Origin of the sequence: Bradyrhizobium sp. SPXBL-04 (genome assembly GCF_051853035.1) — a bacterium.
GTDB lineage: Bacteria > Pseudomonadota > Alphaproteobacteria > Rhizobiales > Xanthobacteraceae > Bradyrhizobium > Bradyrhizobium zhanjiangense.
In genome coordinates this window covers 5,871,117-5,890,782 of record NZ_CP182472.1, presented here as the reverse complement: position 1 = coordinate 5,890,782, position 19,666 = coordinate 5,871,117, and the positions used below count along the sequence as shown (strand labels likewise).

The window sequence follows — 19,666 nt, the reverse complement described above, 5'->3', positions numbered from 1 at the left end:
CGGAACTGACGGTCAGGCCATGAACATGCGCGCGGCGGAGGCCAGCGTCAGCAGCGTGCCGACGCCGATGAAGATCTTGCCGATCAGGGAGCTCTGGTCCCAGGCCGAGCTCTGCTGGGCGCTTGCCATCACCGGTGAGGGGCGCGGCTGTGCTTCGGTTGCGGCGATCACAGCCTTCTGCGCCGGTGGGCTGTCCTGTTGCAGGGCGCGGTCGATGTCGTTGAGCTGATCGGGGGCCACCACTTGGGTGTCGGCGTTCGGCGCGGTGTTATTGGCGGTATCATCGGCCGCCGCCTGGACGTTGTCGTTGGCGCGGCCCGTCATCGCGGAGGCCGCAGCCGCGGTCGGCGTATCGGCGGCGACCTGCGCATTGGCGTTGGCGACTTCCGGCGGCATCTGGCTCGAGGCCGGCACGCCGTTGTCGGCCTTGGCCTCGGCGGTATTTGCCGCAGCATCGTTCTTGTCGGCCTTGTCGTCGGATTTCTGCGCCGTCTTGCTGCTGCTGGTGCGGCGAGACTCATGGCGCCGGTGCTTGCTCGGCTTGGCCGCGTCGGCTTGCTTGCCTGCGCTGTCGGAGTTGCTGCTTGCGGCTGAGCTCGGCGCCGCCTGTGCAATGCCCCCAAACAGCAAGAAAAGTCCGGCCAGAACGATCAGGGCCGCGCGCCCGATGGCTTTGATCATGTTGACGATCTCCCCAATTCCGCCCGTCCCAGGAACGAACAGAGACCCTGGGGCGTGACCACAGCGGGGCAGAAAATGGGAATCTTCTGGCTACACCGGGCAAAAGCGGGGCAAACCGCCCCTCGCGGCCGGCCGCCGGATGCGGGCCGGACTGATCGGTGTTATGAGCCGTCGCGGGCTCTTACGGCCGCACCGGATGCGGAGGCTCGGCGGCGATCACGAATTCGTGATAGCTCGGGTGCAGGGGTAACAAATTGAAAGAGCGGCCGAATTGCATGGTGAGGGGCGCGCGTGCGCGGACGTGAGGACGAATGGACCGGCCTGATGCGGTCGGCCATGGCTGGCGACGATGCGGCGTATCATCGCCTGTTGAAGGCGGTCACGCCGGTGCTGCGCGCTGCTGCGAGGCGTGGGCTGGCGCGGGCCGGCCAGTCTCCCGACCAGGCCGAGGATATCGTGCAGGAGATCTTGTTGGCGGTGCATCTGAAGCGACACACCTGGGACAGCGAAGCTCCCTTCGCGCCCTGGCTGTTCGCGATCGCCCGCAACAAGCTGATCGATACGCTGCGGCGGCGCGGCAGGCGCGTCTTCGTCAACATCGATGATTTCGTCGAGACGCTGCCGGGCGAGGCATCGCAGGAAACGGCTTCGGCGGGCGAGGTCGCCGCACAGCTGAGCACTCTGCCGCAGCGCCAGCGCGACGTGTTGCAGTCGATCGCGGTCGAGGCCGCCTCGATCAAGGATACGGCGGCAAAGTTTGCGATGAGCGAAGGTGCGGTGCGGGTCGCGCTGCATCGCGGACTTGCTGCGCTGACTGCCAAACTGCGGGACCACTAGGCATGGATACCGATCAACTCATTCGCTCGCTCGCGGCCGACAACGTCCATCGCGCGCCGCGCGTCGGCGCCGTGCTGACCATGGCGCTGCTGGTGGCCGCGCCGCTGTCGATCCTGATCTTCGCGACGTTCCTCGGCGTGCGCCCGGACGTGATGAGCGCGATGCGCAACCCGTTTTTCGACATGAAGTTCGCGGTGACGCTGTCGCTCGCGATCCCCGCGATCATCGTCAGCCTGCATCTGTCGCGTCCCGAAGCCCTGCTGCGCGGCTGGGGCTGGCTCTTGCTGCTTCCCGTCGGACTGCTTGCCGTGGCGATCGGCAGTGAGGCGATGATGGCGCCGGCCATGCCGATGACCATGCGCTTGATGGGCAAGAACTCCAGGGTGTGCCTGCTTGCGATCCCCGCGATGTCGCTGCCGCTGCTTGCGGGGGCGCTGTTCGGCCTGCGCCACGGCGCGCCCTCGCGCCCCGCGCTCGCCGGCGCGCTCGCCGGCCTGGTCGCGGCGGGATTGGCCGCGACGCTCTACGCCTCGCACTGCACCGACGATTCCCCGCTGTTCGTCGCGACCTGGTACACGATCGCGACCGCGGTCGTGACCGCGATCGGCGCGGCGGTGGGCTCCAAAGTCCTGCGATATTAAGGAGCCAGCTTCACGCCGCCGGCGTCGTGCCCCGCTGCATGCGGTGGAAGCGCAGCACCTGCTGCGCGGTCGAAGAGCGCAGGGCTTCGTAGGTGTCTCGCAGCGCCAGCATGTCGGTCTGCGAGCCGCCGGAGAGCTTCTCGCGCATGGCGATGATCGCGCGCACGCTCGACCACGACATCCCCGCGACCTTGGCGAGGATCATCACGCCCTCGGTCCGGCTGTCGATCATCATGGTCTCGGCGGTCTCGACCGCGACGCCTGCGAGCGCCGCCAGCCCCGCATTGGTCTCGTCGAACTTGCCTTGCTCGGCGAAGGTGCTGACCTGGAATTCGTTGAGGCGACCGTCCGCGTGCAGCGACTTCACCAGCGCACGCGCCATCTCGGTCTGCCTCGTCGTGGCGGCGGCACGGACCCGCTGGGCCGCTTCCTGGACCACGCTCGATACTTCGTCCGCAAGTTCGGGGTGTGCGGCCTCTAACTTCCTGCGCACACTCAAGGAGGCCTTCGCGACCAGCTTCAAATAATGATGACGCGGCAGGTCGGGCCGCAGGCCGATGCAGGTGGCGAGGTCGTCGTCGCGTTCGGCGCGGGTGACGAGGTCGGTGAGACTTCCCTCGGAGAGGCGCGCGCCCGGATTGCTGACGGTCGACTGCACCACGTCCTCGTTGCCGCGCGTCACCAGCAAATCGGTCAATGCCTCCGACAGCACTCGCCGCAGCGAGATCGCCTTGAGATGCGCCTGGCCCCTGGTGCGCGCGATCTCGATCAGGGTCGCCTCGTCCAGCCGTTCCGATTTCGACAGTACCGGGCTGGAGACCTCGATCACCTCGTCGAGCGCGAGCGTGCGGATGATCTTCGGCGGCGCGGAGGCGATCGGTGCGAGGCGTTCGGCGAGCAGTGCCTTAGCCGAAATCTCGATCTGCTCGATCAGGCACTGGAACACGTCGTCGAACACCCGGACGTGGTCGTCGGAATAATCCACCGCGTTGCCCACGAAGAGATCGGTGACGCGGCGCAGCGTCTCGACCCGGCGAGCCACGGTGCCGTGCGAGAGCGCGGCCTGCAATTCCTCGAGCAGGTTCTCGGATGGTGTTGCCGATTTCGATCTCATTGCCCTGTCCTGGAGCGTTTGGCCCGGCGGCGTCTTCTCACGCGCCGGAAAAATGAATTGGTCAGCCCGTTGCAATGCGGTTGCGCCCTTGCGCCTTGGCGGAATAGAGCGCGTGGTCGGCGCGTGCTAGAAACGTGTCGGCAGTATCGTTGTCGCGCAGCGTCACGACGCCCGCGGAAATGGTCACGCGCAGGCCGGGGGAAAATGCGCTCCAGTCGAGATCGGCGATGATTTGGCGCAAGCGCTCGAGCATGCGCGATGCCGCTTCGCCATCGGTTCCGGGCAGCAGCAGCAGAAATTCCTCGCCGCCGTAGCGGCCGAAGCAGTCGGCTTGGCGGATGTTGGCGAAAATGGTGATCGCGAAGGTGCGCAGCACCTCGTCGCCGATGGGATGGCCGTGGGCGTCGTTGACGCGCTTGAACCAGTCGAGATCGATCAGCGCGATTGCGCAAGGCGTTGACGCCTGCCGCGACTTTTCGATCGCGGCGTCGAGAAGCCGCATGATGCAGCGGCGATTGTAGGAGCCGGTGAGCTCGTCGAGCTCGGCCAGTTCCTCGATGCGCTGATAGGCGGCCTTCAGCTCGATGCTGCGCCGGTACAGGATCTTGCGCAGCGTGGCGCCGAACAGGCCGAGGAAAGCGCACTGGCCGATCACCAGCACGAAGCACAGCATGGAGGCGGTCCGCTGCAACCGGGTCGTAACCGGCAGGCCAATCGGCAGATCCGAACCCAGGAAGACAAAGGCGAGCCCGCAGGTGGCAAGACCCCAGGTGAGCATCGCCTGGCTCGATGTCATCCGCAGCGTACCGAACGCGAAGATCAGAAACAGCACGGCGACGAACGCGACCCCGACCGTCGGCACTGCGAGCAGGAATACCAGTTGCAGCGCCATATGCGCCGAGATCTGGAAGACGGTGAGGTAATGATCTTCGAACCGATCGCCGAAGCCGGCTTCCGACAGCACGGTGAACGTACCGATGATCAGGAGCCCGCCGAGCCAGAACAGCGACGGCACACCCATGGAGATCGCACCGTCATAGGCGTACAGCAGCAGGACGGAGGCGCCGAGCGAGTAGCTCGCGACCTGGCCGATATACATCTGGCGGCGCTGGCGGGCCCGGCGCGCCGGGACTTCCGGAGCCGCCGCCGCGGGCGCGAGGACGAGATCCGCGACTTCAGCGGCACTCCTCTGCGGAAAGGACGGCGCGGCCGTGTTCATTGTCCTGCCAATGGTGGATGTCAGCTCAAAAATCTACGTGGCAAGCCTTTAGGTTTGGTATCCTTCGAAATCGAATCCGAACCGTGCAGCGCGGAACAGGGGAATGTCGGCCGGCAGCGAAATTTGCCGGCGGTTAAGCATCGGTTTGCGATGCGGTCGAGCCAAAGCAGGGGTTCGTGAGACATACACCGTGCAGGGCTGCTATGGATCCAGGTTGACCGGGCTGCCTGTGCCGGACAGTCCTTCCGCAGGGAAATATTTCAGTATTATGTTACCGATCTGGATCGAGGCGGGTCGCCGCCGGTGGAACAAGAAAAATGCGCGTATGTGGGGTGGATCACATAAGCTCCCGTATGCGTGCGGTAGCTTGAAGAATTTCGCCCCTTTGGTCGAACCCTCCGCCGCACCGACCCGACCAACTTTGCGAGACGGCCTTTGAGCGTGACACAGGCGGCTTCGGACGAGGTCCTGATCGCCAGGATCGCTCAAGGCGACCGGCTCGCCATGCAGGTGTTGTACGGGCGGCACCATGTCAGGGTTTACAGGTTCGGGCTCAGGCTCGTGCGGACGAGCAGGCGGCGGAAGACCTCATCAGCGAGGTGTTTCTCGACGTCTGGCGTCAAGCCGGCAAATTCGAGGGCCGATCCGCCGTTTCCACCTGGCTGCTGGCAATCACCCGATTCAAGGCCCTGTCTGCGCTTCGGCGCAGGAAGGATTTCGAGTTGGACGAAGAGGCCGCCAACGCGATCGAGGATACGTCCGACGATCCGGAAACGGTGGTGCAGAAGAAGGATACCAGTGAGGCGTTGCGGGAGTGTCTGACGGGCCTTTCGCCGGAACACCGGGAAATCGTCGATCTCGTCTACTACCACGAGAAATCCGTGGAAGAAGTGGCCGAAATCGTCGGGATACCGGAGAACACTGTGAAGACGCGCTTGTTCTATGCGCGCAAGAAACTGGCCGAACTGCTGAAGGCAGCCGGCGTTGAGCGAGGCTGGCCATGATGGCTTTGAGCAAGAAGATGCTGGAGCAAGAGCCCAGTGAAATTGAACTGCTGCTGCCCTGGCACGCCGCCGGCACGCTGAACGCGCGCGATGCCCGCCGCGTCGAGGAAGCGCTGGCGCGCGATCCGGAGCTTGCGAAGCAATATGCCGCGATCCGCGGCGAGTACGAAGAGACCATTCATCTGAACGAGAGCCTGGGGGCTCCGTCGGCGCGCGCGATGCAGAAGCTGTTCGCCGCGATCGACGCCGAGCCGGCGCGGGCGACCGGTTCGCTGCCGCTGTCGGCGCGCATCGCGACCTTCTTCGCGAGCCTGTCGCCGCGGACGCTGGTCTGGTCGGCGAGCCTCGGCGCCGTCGCGCTCGTACTGCAAGCCGGAATTATCGGCGCCGTGCTGATGAAGAACCAGCCTGCGACCTTCCAGACGGCTTCACTCTCGACCAGTGCGCCGATCACACGCGAACTTGGTAGCACGGCCGCGCCGGCGCGCGCGCTGGTGCGCTTCACCCCCGAGGCGCGCATCGCCGACATCACCGCGTTGCTCGACAGCTATCAGGCGTCGATCATCGACGGAGCCAAGGGCGGCATGTTCCGCCTCCAATTCAACAAGGCGATGAGCCAGGACGAGCTCGCCTCGCTGCTCGGCAAGATGCAGCGCGAGAAGTTCGTCAATCTGGCCGTCGCGACGCCCTGAACGTGCCACTGAACCGATGACGCGCAAGTCCGAGAGCTGGGTACGCGCCGGGGCCTACGTTTCGTCGGTTGGAGCCGTGCTGCTGCTCACAGCCTGTCTCGGCGCCGAGCTTGCGCAGGCGCAGGCGATCATGCGTACGCCCACGATCAGCGTTCCCTCGCGCACGCCGACCATCTCTTCGAGCATTGCCCCGCGTGTCAGCCCCGGTGTTGCCGCACGTGCGGTCAGCGTCGGCCGCGGCCCGCGGACGATCGCGGCCATCCCCCGCACCACACCGTTGCGCATGCGGACGACGCCGGTGCTGCCCTATGCGCGCTATTCGCCGAACCTCTATCCGGCCTGCACCGCACCCTATCGCGATGCCGGCGGCGAATGCCTGGCGCAGCCGAACGCGGGCGGCGAGGGCGGTGGAAAATCAGGCAAGAAGAGCGCCGGCAAGGGGCGTGGCAACAGCACGCCGGCCGCGGTGAACCTGCGCAGCTTCGCCAACGAATTCGTCGCCGAGATCGACAGCGCGCTGTCGCCGGCCGAGGCCGACGAGCTTGCGCGTCGCCACGGCCTGACGCGCGTCGCCTCCGAGAATTTCCCGCTGATCGGCGCCACTTTCGGCCTGTTCCGCATCACCGACGGCCGGCCGTACGAGACGGTGCGGCGCGAATTCGCGGCCGACGGCAGTGTGCGCTCGCTTCAGCCGAACTTCCGCTATGTGCTCCAGGACCAGACATCGTCGGGGTCGAACGAGGGCGATCCTGCGCAATATGCACTGACAAAGCTCCGTCTGCCGCAGGCCCATACGCTGGCGCACGGCGTCAACGTCACGATTGCCGTGATCGACTCCGGCATCGACGCCAGTCATCCCGAACTCGCCAATTCCATCGCCGACAATTTCGATGCGCTCGGCAGCGCCGAGGGGGCGCACGTTCACGGCACCGGCATCGCCGGCGCCATCGTGGCGCATGCGCGGTTGATGGGCAGTGCGCCCGAGGCGCGCATCATCGCGATCCGCGCCTTCGGCGGCACCGCCGGCGGCGCCGAGAGCTCGTCCTACATCATCCTGCGCTCGCTGAACCATGCCGCCGAGCACGGCGCGCAGATCGTCAACATGAGCTTTGCCGGTCCGAAGGACGCGGTGATCGAGCGGGCCATCGCAGCGACCGCTGCGCGCGGGCTGGTGCTGATTGCGGCCGCCGGCAATGCCGGCGCGAAATCGCCGCCGCTCTATCCCGCCGCCAATCCCAACGTGATCGCGGTCAGCGCCACCGATCAGCAGGACCGGCTGTTCACCGCCTCCAACCGTGGCAACTACATCGCGGTCGCAGCCCCCGGCGTCGACATCTTCCTGCCGGCGCCCGACGGCAAATATCAGATGACGTCGGGCACTTCGTTCTCGGCCGCCTATGTTTCCGGCGTCGCGGCGCTGCTGCTCGAGCGCAACCACGCCTTGAAGCCCGAAGCGCTGCGCATGACGCTGGCGAAGACCGCGCGCGACCTTGGTTCACCCGGGCGTGATGATCTCTTCGGCGACGGCGAGGCCGATGCATTTGCCGCGGTCATGGCCGTTCCCCCCGACAGCGCGACGCCGGTTGCGGCGGCATCCGGTACAACAAAACGTGAAGACGCCGGCAAGCGTCGCGACGAGCCGGGCAGCCGCGCGATCGAGCAACCCTCGCTGTCGAGCGCAGACGAGAAATCCGCGATTTCTCAGGCGGATAGGCCGGCGACGCGATAGCCGCTGCGACAAAGATGCGCACGCGGCGAAGGTCAAAAAAGCAAACCCCGCGTTGAACGTTCAGCCAGCTGCCACGACCAAATTATGTGGGAGCGGTCATCCCTCCCCATCAGTCATATCAGGCGCGAGCGCCCATCCACCCCAAGCGCCCATATGGCTCGACCCGTCCGGTTGTCCCCCCGGACGGGTCTTTTCTTTTGGGCATCTGATCTTTTGAAGCTTGGCGCTCGTTCAGCTTCCGGTTGAAGGATCGCGCCCGCGTTCGTGCCGATCGTCGACTCGGCACGCCGCAAGCCCGTCATGCTTGTGCGAAGCTTGACTCGAAAACACAGGAAATCTCCGCACGACTACGGTGTTTGATGACGGGCGCGGCGTCGTTGCTGGACAAGTCAAAACTTTTCCACAAAATATTCATGTCGCGTCTAAATTGATTCGTGTGCGTTGCGTCCCCGCGTCCGTGTTTTCTCCTGACGGGCTGGTTCATGACACATCGCCAAGAAGTCGTTCGCGACGTGGCTGTTAGCCGCGACATCGCGGCACGCTGGTGCGTTCTCGCCGAGCAGCGGCTGCAACATCTGTCCGAAATGTTCGAGACCGGACGCTGGCGCCGCTACCACTCCGAGATCGCATTCCTCGAAAATATCCAGGAGGCCAAGCGCGCGGTCCAGACCTGGCGCGCACTTGCAACGGGCGCGGACGTCGCTGCGGCAGCCGCGAGCGTGGCGCCCGCCTTCGGCTGGTCGCCGGCGACGATGCCGCGCGTGTTTCCGCGTGAGCAACAGGCGCAGACCGTGCAGCCGAAGGCCGTCCACATCGCGCCCGAGACCGCCGTGCCAGTCAGGCTCGATCCCGAGCCGGACGTTCTCGCCGACATCACCGACGCCCCGATCGCACCGCTCTCCGCGCCGCCCGCGATGGCACCGATCACGGCACCTGCCGTGATGGCACCGCCGACGGCGCCGGCCACGATGGCAACGCTTCTGCCGCAGTTCTCCCCGCCCGCGGCCGAAATCGTCGCCGCCCCCGAGCGCGTCGTCGAATTCACCTTCAGCCTCGACGGCCTGCAGGCAAAATACCCGCTGCTGCGGAACGCGTTCTAACGCCGCACTGCATTCCCCCCGACCACCACCTGCGCGAACCGCTGCGCACCGTCGGCCGACAGGTCCGACGTCACCGCACGCGCGTGATCGAGGCCGACCACGGCGCCGCGCGGGGTCTCGGAGATCATGTTGTTGTTGACGAGCGCGGTGCCGGCGCCCGGCACCACGGAGACGCCGACGCCGGCCAGCGCCTTGCGGATCACGTTGCCTGTGATCGCGACGTCGCGCAAATATTTGCCCCAGCCGGCGACGATGCCGTAGGATGGCGCGTTCTCGATCACGTTGCCGGTCACCGATGAATCCGCTTCGATGTAGATGCCGACGCCGGCATCGTCGTCGGGTGCGGTGCCGATCGGGCGCTTCGGGAGCAGATTGCGGATAATATTGCCCTGGACAACGGCGATGCGGCCGCCCTCGTTGAAATTGCAGACGGAGACGCCGACGGCGGCGCCGTCGACGGTGTTGTTGGCAATCACCGCAGCTTCGAACGCGAACTCGGAATAGAGCGCGACCTCGCGCACGTCGCTGACACTGTTGCCGGTGATGTGGATGTTGGAGGCGGAGTTGCCGCGCACGGCTGAGTAGTCGCAATTCCTGATGCGGTTGCCGCGCACGATCACATTGCCGGCGCGAAAGGCGTTGATGGCGTTGCCGTACTGGCCGGAGCCGCCGGGGCCGGCCTTGATGTCCTCGATGCGGTTGTCAGCGACCAGCGTGCCGTCATCGCCAATCGCGGTGCGCAGGATCTCGATGCCGTTGTCGTTGGTGCCGGTGATGGTGTTGCGGGAAACGCTGAGGCCCCTGGCGTCGAACGAGACCACCGCCGTCACCGCGATATTTGTGAAGATATTGCTGGAAATGTCGCCCGAGACCTGCTCGAGCCAGATGCCGCTGCCGCCGGATCCGGTGATCGCGCAATCGGTGATGCCGACGTCGCGGCCGCCGAGGACGTGAATCAGGCCGCGCCGCGCCGGCAGCGGAATGTTGCCGCCGTCGAAGGTGATGCCGGTGAGGCCGATCGCATCGGAACCATCGCTCTGGATCGCCGAGGCGCCGCCGGTGAAGACGAGTTTCGTCGCACCGCGCACGCCGATCAGTTGCGCGCCGTTCGGGAGCCGCAACAGGCCGGTCCGGTAGATGCCCGGCGGCAAGGCGAGCGGCACCTGTGCTCGCGCGCTCTCGTCGATCGCACGCTGAAGCGCTCGCGTCTGGTCTTCGCTGCTGCCGGGCCGCACGCCGTATTGCGTGGCGTCGCGGCCGAGCAGGGATGTCAGGGGCGCCGCGCGGGCAGCGTCAGCCGGCATGGCGAGCGCGCCGGCGATGCCGGCGGTCGAGGCTCCGATGAGATGACGGCGATTGAGGTCCATGACGCGTCCTTCGGCGGACGCGGGAAGTGTCCGCGCCGACTAGGTAGCGCAGCGCGGCCGGTGGCGTGAGGATTGTTCGCGGTAGGGTTAAATGTTTACGCAAGCGAGGTGCGGTAGGGTGGGCAAAGCGCAAGCGTGCCCACCATTGTCACCTCGGATGAAGATGCATGGTGGGCACGGCGCAAGAGCGCCTTTGCCCACCCTACGAAATCGGCGTGTTCCGCTCCTTCCTTGCCAACCGCACCATCTCCATCAACATTGCTTCGCCAGCATCCACCAACTCGTCCAATGTGATCCGCGGCGCGCCCTTGCGGCGCACGGCGCCGCTGCGCGCGAGCAGGGGAATGTGGATGAACGCCGCAAGCCTCGGCCCGCCCGCTCTCACATTCTCGATCGCGCGCCAGCTCAGATAGTTGCAGAGATAGGCGCCGGCATCGCGCGAAGAGCGCGCATCGATGCCGGTGAGACGTGCGGCGCGCAGCAGCCGTGCGGTGTGCGGACCGAACGTCATCGCGTCCGCATGGCCAGCGATGCCGCGCTTGCTCGAACGGGTGTTGGCGGCATCCGGCCAGAGCATGGTGACGGCATTGCGGGCGCGGGTCTCGATGCGCAAGTAAGACGTGCGTGCGGCGAGGCCGAACATCAGAAGCGCATCCGGCTTCACCTTCGTGAGCACGTCAGGCAATTGCCGGTCGACCGCAGCATAGGTGACCGGGAAGATGTGACTTGCAATCGTGACATCGTCGAGTGCCGGGCGGCGCAGCTGCGCCAGTCGCGCCACCAGCGGCTGCGTTGGGTTATAGGGCGCGCCGGGAAACGGTCCGAATCCGGTCAGGAGAACGCGGAGCTTTTCGCTCATTGCAGCAACTCCAAGATCTGCTCGGCGGCAAGCGCCGGCGTGAGATGGCCGTCGGCCACCTCCGCCTCGATCTTCCGGACCTTGGCCCGCACCGATGCCTCGCTGCGCAGCCGCGCCAGCATCCGCTGCTCCAGCATCGACCACATCCATTTCACCTGCTGATCGCGCCGACGCGCGGCAAACTCGCCGGATGCGCTCATCGCCTTGCGGTGATCCAGAACCTTCTGCCAGAGCTCGGCGATGCCGGTGCCGGTGAGCGCCGAATAGGTCTCGACCGGTGGGTGCCAATGCTCTGACCGGGGACTGAGGATATGCAGCGCGCCGCGATAGTCGGCCGCGGTGATCTTGGCGCGCTTGAGGTTGTCGCCATCGGCCTTGTTGATGGCGATCATGTCGGCGAGCTCGACCAGACCCTTCTTGATGCCTTGTAGCTCGTCGCCGCCGCCCGGCAGCATCAGGGCGAGGAAGAAATCGGTCATGTCGCAGACCGCGGTCTCGGACTGGCCGATGCCGACGGTCTCGACCAGCACGACGTCGAAGCCGGCGGCTTCGCAGAGCAGCATCGCCTCGCGCGTCTTGGCGGCGACGCCGCCGAGCGTGCCCGAAGACGGCGAGGGGCGGATGAAAGCATCAGTGGAGGCCGCCAGCCGCGCCATCCGCGTCTTGTCGCCGAGGATCGAGCCGCCGCTGCGCGCCGAGGACGGATCGACCGCGAGCACGGCGACCTTGTGGCCCTGTTCAATCAGATACGTCCCGAGCACGTCGATCGTGGTTGATTTGCCGACGCCTGGCGATCCGGTGATGCCGACGCGGACCGCCTTGCCGGTGTCGGGCAGCAGCATCTGCACCAGCTGGCGCGCCAGCGCCTGATGGTCACCGCGTCGGCTCTCCACCAGCGTGATGGCCCGCGCCAGCGCCGCGCGGCTGCCGGCGCGGAGGTCGCGGGCGAGAGATTTGATGTCGAGCGTCTTGGGGCTGGTCATCGTTGCAGGCGAGCGGGTGGATGCATCATCAGTTGGATGCCCGAATGCACCGTTCAACGAAAGATTTCAACAGCGGAAGGTGATCTTGAACGATGGCTCACACAATTCCTACGTCTGTTGCATGGTACGCGTGGCGCAAGTGATTGCCGAAATCGACCATTCTCCGTCTTGTCTGCAGTGAAGAGGTCGAGGTTGTAGCCTGCCAGCAATGCCTCGATCTCAACGATGGCTTCGAGAATGTCTCGCAACCGGTCTTCCGCGGTCGGCGGCATCAAGGCGGGAGCAATCTTCTTGAGCTTCAGAACAATTGTCTGAAGCGGAATGTCGGCGACCTCGGTCATGGCTGGATACTAGCACAAAGCCGCCAAGCGGCCCAGCGCCGGACTTAGGGGCGTCTCGATCGGCAGGCGAGGGCCGCTCGCCTGGAATCACCGGGATGTTCCCGCGGCCGTCTGGAGCGGTTTCATCTTGCGCCAGATCCACACCATCACCGGCCACAGCAGCGCGCCGATCGCCATCGCGGCAAGGATCGCCGCGACCGGGCGCTCGAAGAACGGCAGGATGCTTCCGTCCGACTTGATCAACGACGTGACGAAAGCCTGCTCGACCATGGTGCCCATGACGATGCCGAGCACCATGGCTGCGACGGGGTAGCCGTTGGCCTCCATCACATAGCCGATCACGCCGAAGGCGGCGACGGTGACGACGCCGAACATGTTGTTGCCGATCGCGAACGAGCCGACCGCGCAGCACAGCATGATGATCGGCATCACGGTGGAGCGCGGCGCCAGCAGGATGTAGGCGGCAACGCGGATCATGGCGATGCCGAGCGGAATCATCAAAATGTTCGCGATGATGAACATCAGATAGATCGCATACATGCTCGACGCCTTCTCGGTGAACAGCGTCGGGCCGGGATTGAGGCCCTTCATGTAGAGCACGCCGATCGCGATCGCGGCGATGGTGTCGCCGGGGATGCCGAACAGCAGCGAAGGTACCCAGCCGGAGGCGATGCTGGCATTGTTGCTGGCGCCGGCCTCGACCAGGCCTTCGACGTGACCGGTGCCGAACTTTTCCGGCTCCTTGGAGAACCGCTTCGACATCGCGTAGGAGACCCAGGCGGCCATGTCGGCACCGGCGCCGGGCAGCACGCCAATGATGATGCCGACGATGTTCCCGCGCGTCATCTGCCAGTGATAAAGCTTCGTCAGCTTCCACTGGCCGGCCATGATGCTCCCGAATTTTCGCCGTGGCAGTGGTGGCGGCTCGGGTGTCAGCATCGCGCGCATCACCTGCGCCACCGCGAACACGCCGACCAGCGCCGGAATCGGCTCGATGCCACCGAACAGATCGGTGATCCCAAAGGTGAAGCGCGGGATGCCGCCGGGATTCTCGATGCCGATGCAGGAGACGAGCAGGCCGATGAACATCCCCGCGATCGCCTTCACCGGCGAGGAGCGCGCGACCAAAGTGGCGCACATCAGGCCGAGCAACGCCAGCCAGAAATATTCGAAGGTCGAGAACGACAGCGCGATCTCGGCGAGCGGCGGCGCCAGGATCATCAGCGACAGCACCCCGGCGATGCCGCCGACCGCCGAGAACCAGACGCCGGCTCCGAGCGCAAGCTCGGCCTGGCCCTTGCGGGTCATGGCATAGGCTTCGTCGGCATAGGCGGCGGAAGCCGGCGTGCCGGGAATGCGTAGCAGCGCGCCGGGAATGTCACCGGAGAAGATCGCCATCGAGGAGGCCGCAACGATGGTCGCGATCGCCGCGATCGGCGACAGGTAGAAGGTGACAGGGACGAGCAGGGCCGTCGCCATCGTCGCCGACAGGCCCGGCAGCGAGCCGATCACGAGCCCGTACACGGAAGCCGCGAACATCGCGATGATGACCTCCCAGGTGGAGATCAGTGCGAACGCATCAATCAGGGTTTTCAGCATGGGATTACCAGGGCGTCGGCAGCAGGCCGGCAGGCAGCGGCACGCGGAGCAGCTTGCCGAAGATGAGGTGAATCGCGAACGGCGAGAGCGCCGCGAGCGGCAACGCCAGCTTCCACTTCGCCCCTAACGCGGTCGAGGTCACGTAGACCATGATCGCCGCGGTGATGATGAAGCCGAGCCGGTCGGCGGCAAAGACGTAGAACAGCAGCAGCGCCGGCGGCAGCAGCGCGCGCAGGCCGTAGAGCTTGCCCTGCGGCGGCGGTCTAGCTGCCTGGCCGTCCTCGAACGGGATGAGCTCTTCCTCCTCCTCGAAGGAATGGCCGATGCCGAACACGATCGCGAGCCCGCATAGCGCGAGCCCCGTGCCGATCACCAGCGGAAACACGTTGGGGCCGACCGGTTGCCCCGGCACCGGCGGCAAGATCCAACCGCCATAGGCGGCGGCCGCGCCGAGTGCGACGAGAAACGATCCCGTGACGGAGTCGGGAAGACGCATGGGGGAGTCCTACAAAGAGTTGTTCTCCCGCTCCCCGCGCGCGGGGAGAGGGTTGGGGTGAGGGGGGCCCTCCGCGAGGACGGTGAGAGTTGGATTCGTGGAGAGTCCCACTCACCCGGAATCCGCGCTTTGCGCGAATTCCAGCCTCTCCCCGCAGGCGGGGAGAGGCGATCAGAGCGTCGCAGTACCAGGTCACGCCTTGCTCAGGCCGGCCGCCTTCATTGCCTCGCCCATCTGGGCGTCGCCCTTGTCCATGAAGCCGGCGAAATGGGCGCCATCGCCCCACACGGTGCCAAAGCCGCGATTGCTCATGAAGTCCTTGAACTCGGCGGAGTCGTAGACCTTCTTCAGGGCCGCGGTGAGTTTTGTTGCGATCTCCGGCGGCAGGTTCTTGGGTGCGCCGATGCCGCGCCAGGCGCCGGTCGCGTAATCGATGCCCATCGCCTCCTTCAGCGTCGGCACGTCCTTGAAGATCGGATTGCGCGCCGGTGCCATGATGGCGAGGCTCCTGGCCTTGCCGGCCTCGATAATGGCGCGCGCTTCCGGCACCGAGCAGGTGGTGAGGTCGAGGCCGCCGGCGGCGAGATCCTGCATGGCCGGCGCCGCGCCGTTCGAGGGCACCCAGGCGACCTGGTTGGCGGGCAGGCCCATCGCCTGCATCCAGCCGACCAGCGCCAGATGCCAGATGCCGCCCTGGCCGGTACCCGAAGCCTTGAACTTGCCTGGGGGCGCCGCCTTGATCGCCTCGGCGAGCTCCTTGACCGTCTTGTACGGCGAGGAGGAGGAGACCTGAATGCCGGGGGGATCCTCGTTCATCAGCGCCAGCGGCGTATAACTCTTCGGCGTCAGGTCGGTGAGGCCCTGCCAGTGCATCATCGAGATTTCGACCGTGAGCATGCCGATGGTGTAACCATCGGGCTGCGCAGTCGCGATTGCGCTATGGCCGACGACGCCGGAGCCGCCGGTGCGGTTGACCACGTTGAAGGGCTGGCCGAGATCCTTCTCCAGCAGCGCCGCGACGATGCGCGCGGTCGCGTCGGTGCCACCGCCTGCGCCCCAGGGCACGATCACGGTGACCGGACGCGCCGGATAGGTTTGCGCGCGTGCGGGCTTGAACCCGAACACGGCGGATGCCGCAACGGCGGCGGATGAAGCCGCAAAGGTGCGGCGCGAAATCTTGGACATTGAATGCCTCCCAGCGGCGCCCGTGACGTCGGGCGCTCTTGTCAACGGCGGCATTCTAGTCGGCTTTGCGGCGCCGCTGCAAGGTAGCGCTACCAACGAGATCGCAGTGTTGTGTGAAAGCTGGAGGCCCATCGGAAAGGGCAGTCGGAAATCGGGTGGGTTTTGTCCGCGCAAGTCGCCAACCTCAGCGCGTAACGAAAGCCAAAGGCACGCTTCCGATGACCCAAGCCTATTACAGCGCCGTGTTGGACCACCCGATGGACGAAGTCTGGTCGCTGATCCGCGATTTCAACAACTATCCCGCTTACATCGACGGGGTGAGCGAGAGCGTGATCGAAGACGACAAGCGCGGCGACGAAGTCGGCGCCATCAGGCGCTTCTGCTATCGCGGAAACTGGATCCGCCAGCGCTTGGTCGATCACTCGGACCGGCAGCACACCCTGACCTATGCCGGTCTCGAAGCGCTGCCATATCCGCAAGATGACGGCAGCCAAGCGGGGAGCCAAGCGCCAGCGCCGACGCGCTACCAGGGCACCATGCATCTGCGCCCGATCATCGAAGGCGACCGCACTCTCATCGAATGGTCGGTCGCCCTCGATACGGAACCTGCGGACGCCGATCGCTGGCAAGCGCTGTTTGGCTCCTGGATTCCCGATTGGACGGACTCACTTGCGCGGACATTGGCTCGCGTCAGTCCGCGATCGCGTTAGCGAGCACTCACTGCTCATCCGCGTCGTCCTTCGGCCGTGCGCCGCCGATAATCCGCAGACCTTCCGGCGTGAGATAGGGCTTCAGCGTTTCCCACGGCACAAAGGCGACGTATGCACCTTCGGCATAGGGGCCGACGGCGTAGGGGGGATAGTGGAAGGTGAGACCGGGGCTCTTTCCGATCTCAGTTGACGGCGCGAGCGTCACTGCGCCGATCTTCAAGAGACTTGGTTTGAGATTTTTGATCCACTCGTCGCTCGTGTCGGCCACATCGCGCTTCTTCTTCTCGATCGTGAGCGAGGCGATCACGGCTTTCAACATCGCTTTCATGGTGGGGCCGTTGTCGGCCGTTTCGATGAAGAACGGTCGGATCGAGATGCGCTTGCTCTCGGTTCTGTCCCACAGAATCGTGTCGACGTCGGAATTGGGATGTGCGCCGTGAGTGTCCGTATAATCGGATCTGACGATGCTGATATAGCGATCGCCCACCACCGAACGAATGCCATAATTGCGCTCGAACTCCCACGCACCATCCCTGAAGAGCACCGGATCGGTCTTGCGTGTGGCGGCCGCTTCCGCCGCGCTCTTGTCGAGCCACTTTCTCGCCTCAGTGAGACAATCGGCCGTGAGGACGGCATCGGCTCTGATCGTGTCGTCGAGCAGGACACGCGCCTCGATGTTCCTGTTCTTGAGGACGGCATCGGGCTTGGGACCGGTGGCGAGCGTCGGCGAGCACAGCAGCATCGTCGCCACAACGGTCGTGGCGATAGCGGCGCATCGCATCAAGCTTTTCCTCTGCGCGTACGCGCCATCCTGCAACTTAGCCAATTTATGAGTCCTCAAGCGTTGGTCGCGCGCCATCGGCAGCGTCATCAACCGGTATGCGGTTGGTCGCACCTCCGTGCTTCCGGTTCAATCCGGATGCGTTTATCGAGGGCTGACTTACTCCGCCGCCTCGCTATGCCCGAGCCGGGCGTTCAGCTTGCGGATCAGCTCCTCGGCTGCGTCCGCAATCACGGTGCCGGGCGGGAAGATGGCTTCGGCGCCGGCGGCATAGAGCGCGTCGTAGTCCTGCGGCGGCACCACGCCGCCTACGATGATCATGATGTCGTCGCGGCCCTGCTTCTTCAGCGCCGCCTTCAGCTCGGGCACGGCGGTAAGATGGGCGGCGGCGAGTGAGGAGACGCCGAGGATATGCACGTCGTTCTCGACCGCTTGCCGCGCGGCTTCATCCGCCGTGGCGAACAGCGGCCCGATGTCGACGTCGAAGCCGATGTCGGCGAAGGCTGACGCAATCACCTTCTGGCCGCGATCGTGGCCGTCCTGGCCGATCTTGGCGACCAGGATGCGCGGCCGGCGGCCCTCCGCCTCTTCGAAGGCGTCGATCAGCGCCTGAACCTTCTCGACCTGGTTACCCATGCTGGACGCCTCCCGCTTGTAAACGCCGGTGATGGATTTGATCTCGGCGCGGTGCCGGCCGAACACCTTTTCCATCGCCTCCGAAATCTCGCCGACGGTCGCCTTGGCCCGCGCCGCGTCGATGGCGAGTGCGAGCAGATTGCCGTTGCCTTCGCCGGCCGAGCGCGTCAGCGCGGCAAGGGCGGCATCGACGTCCTTCTGGTTGCGCTCGGATTTCAGCCGCGTCAGCTTGTCGATCTGCAAGCGGCGGACATTGGTGTTGTCGACCTTGAGGATGTCGATGGGAGCTTCGTCAGTCGGCTTGTATTTGTTGACGCCGATCACTGCCTGCTTGCCGGCATCGATCCGGGCCTGCGTCTTGGCCGAGGCTTCCTCGATGCGCAGCTTGGGCACGCCGGCCTCGATGGCCTTGGCCATGCCGCCGAGCTCCTCGACCTCCTGGATGTGGCCCCACGCCTTCGCCGCGAGGTCGCGCGTCAGGCGCTCGACGTAATACGAACCGCCCCAGGGATCGATGATGCGGGTGGTGCCGCTCTCCTGCTGGAGGAACAGCTGGGTGTTGCGGGCGATACGCGCCGAGAAATCGGTCGGCAGCGCCAAGGCCTCGTCCAGCGCATTGGTGTGCAGCGACTGAGTGTGGCCTTGGGTGGCCGCCATCGCCTCAACCGTGGTGCGCATCACGTTGTTGAAGACGTCCTGCGCCGTCAGCGACCAGCCCGAGGTCTGGCTATGCGTGCGCAGCGACAGCGAGCGCGGGTCTTTCGGGTTGAAGGGCTTCAGCAGCTTGGCCCAGAGCAGGCGCGCGGCGCGCAGCTTGGCGACTTCCATGAAGAAGTTCATGCCAATCGCCCAGAAGAACGACAGGCGCGGCGCGAACCGGTCGACGTCGAGGCCGGCGGCAAGGCCGGCGCGCAGATATTCGACGCCGTCGGCGAGCGTATAGGCGAGCTCGAGGTCCTGCGTCGCGCCGGCCTCCTGCATGTGATAGCCGGAGATGGAAATAGAGTTGTATTTCGGCATCCTCGTGGAGGTGTAGGCGAAGATGTCCGAGATGATCCGCATCGAGGGCGCGGGCGGATAGATGTAGGTGTTGCGCACCATGAACTCTTTCAGAATGTCGTTCTGAATGGTGCCTGAGAGTTTCTCCGGCGGCACGCCCTGTTCCTCGGCGGCCGCGACATAGAGCGCGAGGATCGGCAGCACCGCGCCGTTCATGGTCATGGACACGCTCATCTGGTCGAGCGGAATCCCTGCGAACAGCGTGCGCATGTCGTAGATGGAATCGATGGCCACGCCGGCCATGCCGACGTCGCCGCCGACGCGCGGATGGTCGCTGTCATAGCCGCGATGTGTAGCGAGGTCGAAGGCGACCGAGAGGCCTTTCTGTCCGGCAGCCAAGTTGCGACGGTAGAACGCGTTGGAATCCTCGGCCGTGGAGAAGCCGGCATATTGCCTGACGGTCCAGGGCTGGTTCACATACATGGTCGGGTAGGGACCACGCAGATAGGGCGCGATGCCCGGATAGGTGTCCAGGAAATCGAGTCCGGCGACATCGGCCTCGCCATAGGCGGGCTTCACCAGAATGCCCTCGGGCGTCAGCCACGGCTCGGCGCTGCCGGTCGGTGCGGCGGGGGTTGTCCGCGCGAAGGCCACGTCTGCGAAATTGGGAATGCGGCTCATGGTCTCAACCAT

The 19,666-nt window shown here is 65.4% G+C and carries 18 protein-coding genes and 1 pseudogene; 7 read left to right on the top strand and 12 right to left on the bottom strand.

Features of this window, described 5'->3' with window-relative positions:
• Positions 1–12: 12 nt before the first annotated feature.
• The gene (locus tag ACNJX8_RS28030) at positions 13–681 is read right to left on the bottom strand and encodes a hypothetical protein (RefSeq protein ID WP_439357464.1); all 669 of its coding nucleotides are present in this window, start codon (positions 679–681) and stop codon (positions 13–15) included.
• Between the two features lie 291 nt (positions 682–972).
• On the opposite strand from ACNJX8_RS28030, the gene ACNJX8_RS28025 reads away from it, so the two are divergent.
• Both ACNJX8_RS28025 and ACNJX8_RS28020 read left to right on the top strand, forming a co-directional pair.
• Positions 973–1,518 carry a sigma-70 family RNA polymerase sigma factor gene (locus tag ACNJX8_RS28025; protein ID WP_439357463.1) on the top strand — a complete coding sequence of 182 codons (546 nt, stop codon included), beginning with the start codon at positions 973–975 and terminating at the stop codon, positions 1,516–1,518.
• A gap of 2 nt (positions 1,519–1,520) precedes the next feature.
• Entirely contained in the window at positions 1,521–2,159 is a 639-nt protein-coding gene (locus ACNJX8_RS28020; protein WP_091890811.1) for an NrsF family protein, read from the top strand.
• Between the two features lie 10 nt (positions 2,160–2,169).
• On the opposite strand, the gene ACNJX8_RS28015 is transcribed toward ACNJX8_RS28020, so the two are convergent.
• Both ACNJX8_RS28015 and ACNJX8_RS28010 read right to left on the bottom strand, forming a co-directional pair.
• Entirely contained in the window at positions 2,170–3,273 is a 1,104-nt protein-coding gene (locus tag ACNJX8_RS28015) for a DUF2336 domain-containing protein (protein ID WP_128939041.1), read from the bottom strand.
• A gap of 61 nt (positions 3,274–3,334) precedes the next feature.
• Positions 3,335–4,492: a GGDEF domain-containing protein gene (locus tag ACNJX8_RS28010; protein ID WP_439357462.1), complete on the bottom strand. Its 1,158-nt coding sequence runs from the start codon at positions 4,490–4,492 to the stop codon at positions 3,335–3,337.
• A 435-nt stretch (positions 4,493–4,927) separates the two neighbouring features.
• Between ACNJX8_RS28010 and ACNJX8_RS28005 the strand changes: the two are divergent.
• The 4 genes and pseudogenes from ACNJX8_RS28005 (at position 4,928) to ACNJX8_RS27990 (ending at position 9,017) form a co-directional block, all read left to right on the top strand.
• Positions 4,928–5,496, top strand: a pseudogene (locus ACNJX8_RS28005) (sigma-70 family RNA polymerase sigma factor).
• The gene (locus tag ACNJX8_RS28000; RefSeq protein ID WP_439357461.1) at positions 5,493–6,188 is read left to right on the top strand and encodes a hypothetical protein; all 696 of its coding nucleotides are present in this window, start codon (positions 5,493–5,495) and stop codon (positions 6,186–6,188) included. The pseudogene ACNJX8_RS28005 and the gene ACNJX8_RS28000 overlap by 4 nt, the downstream one beginning before the upstream one ends.
• A 16-nt stretch (positions 6,189–6,204) precedes the next feature.
• The gene (locus ACNJX8_RS27995; RefSeq protein WP_439357460.1) at positions 6,205–7,917 is read left to right on the top strand and encodes a S8 family serine peptidase; all 1,713 of its coding nucleotides are present in this window, start codon (positions 6,205–6,207) and stop codon (positions 7,915–7,917) included.
• A 512-nt stretch (positions 7,918–8,429) separates the two neighbouring features.
• On the top strand, positions 8,430–9,017 hold the full coding sequence (locus ACNJX8_RS27990) for a TIGR03809 family protein (RefSeq protein WP_439361993.1): 588 nt from the start codon (positions 8,430–8,432) through the stop codon (positions 9,015–9,017).
• Here the strand turns inward: ACNJX8_RS27990 and ACNJX8_RS27985 are convergent.
• From ACNJX8_RS27985 to ACNJX8_RS27955, 7 genes are all read right to left on the bottom strand, one after another.
• Complete coding sequence (locus tag ACNJX8_RS27985) at positions 9,014–10,384, bottom strand: TIGR03808 family TAT-translocated repetitive protein (protein ID WP_439357459.1); 1,371 nt, start codon at positions 10,382–10,384, stop codon at positions 9,014–9,016. The genes ACNJX8_RS27990 and ACNJX8_RS27985 overlap by 4 nt on opposite strands.
• Positions 10,385–10,586: 202 nt before the next feature.
• On the bottom strand, positions 10,587–11,243 hold the full coding sequence (locus ACNJX8_RS27980) for a pyroglutamyl-peptidase I family protein (RefSeq protein ID WP_439357458.1): 657 nt from the start codon (positions 11,241–11,243) through the stop codon (positions 10,587–10,589).
• Complete coding sequence (gene meaB / locus ACNJX8_RS27975) at positions 11,240–12,226, bottom strand: methylmalonyl Co-A mutase-associated GTPase MeaB (RefSeq protein WP_439357457.1); 987 nt, start codon at positions 12,224–12,226, stop codon at positions 11,240–11,242. The genes ACNJX8_RS27980 and meaB overlap by 4 nt, the downstream gene beginning before the upstream one ends.
• A 53-nt stretch (positions 12,227–12,279) precedes the next feature.
• Positions 12,280–12,567 (bottom strand): hypothetical protein, encoded by a 288-nt coding sequence (locus ACNJX8_RS27970; RefSeq protein WP_439357456.1) that lies wholly within the window; start codon positions 12,565–12,567, stop codon positions 12,280–12,282.
• Between the two features lie 87 nt (positions 12,568–12,654).
• Positions 12,655–14,166, bottom strand: a complete 1,512-nt coding sequence (locus ACNJX8_RS27965; protein ID WP_439357455.1) for a tripartite tricarboxylate transporter permease — start codon at positions 14,164–14,166, stop codon at positions 12,655–12,657.
• Between the two features lie 4 nt (positions 14,167–14,170).
• Positions 14,171–14,662, bottom strand: coding sequence for a tripartite tricarboxylate transporter TctB family protein (locus ACNJX8_RS27960; RefSeq protein ID WP_439357454.1), 492 nt, complete (start codon positions 14,660–14,662; stop codon positions 14,171–14,173).
• Between the two features lie 192 nt (positions 14,663–14,854).
• A complete protein-coding gene (locus ACNJX8_RS27955) occupies positions 14,855–15,847 on the bottom strand; it encodes a tripartite tricarboxylate transporter substrate binding protein (protein ID WP_249760568.1) in 993 nt (330 codons plus the stop codon).
• Between the two features lie 218 nt (positions 15,848–16,065).
• Between ACNJX8_RS27955 and ACNJX8_RS27950 the strand changes: the two genes are divergently transcribed.
• Complete coding sequence (locus tag ACNJX8_RS27950) at positions 16,066–16,557, top strand: SRPBCC family protein (protein ID WP_439357453.1); 492 nt, start codon at positions 16,066–16,068, stop codon at positions 16,555–16,557.
• 7 nt (positions 16,558–16,564) lie between these two features.
• Here the strand turns inward: ACNJX8_RS27950 and ACNJX8_RS27945 are convergent, their stop codons facing one another.
• Together ACNJX8_RS27945 and scpA are read right to left on the bottom strand one after the other, a co-directional pair.
• A complete protein-coding gene (locus tag ACNJX8_RS27945) occupies positions 16,565–17,299 on the bottom strand; it encodes a DUF3298 domain-containing protein (RefSeq protein ID WP_439361992.1) in 735 nt (244 codons plus the stop codon).
• A gap of 198 nt (positions 17,300–17,497) precedes the next feature.
• Positions 17,498–19,654 (bottom strand): methylmalonyl-CoA mutase, encoded by a 2,157-nt coding sequence (gene scpA / locus ACNJX8_RS27940; RefSeq protein ID WP_439361991.1) that lies wholly within the window; start codon positions 19,652–19,654, stop codon positions 17,498–17,500.
• Between the last annotated feature and the right edge of the window lie 12 nt (positions 19,655–19,666).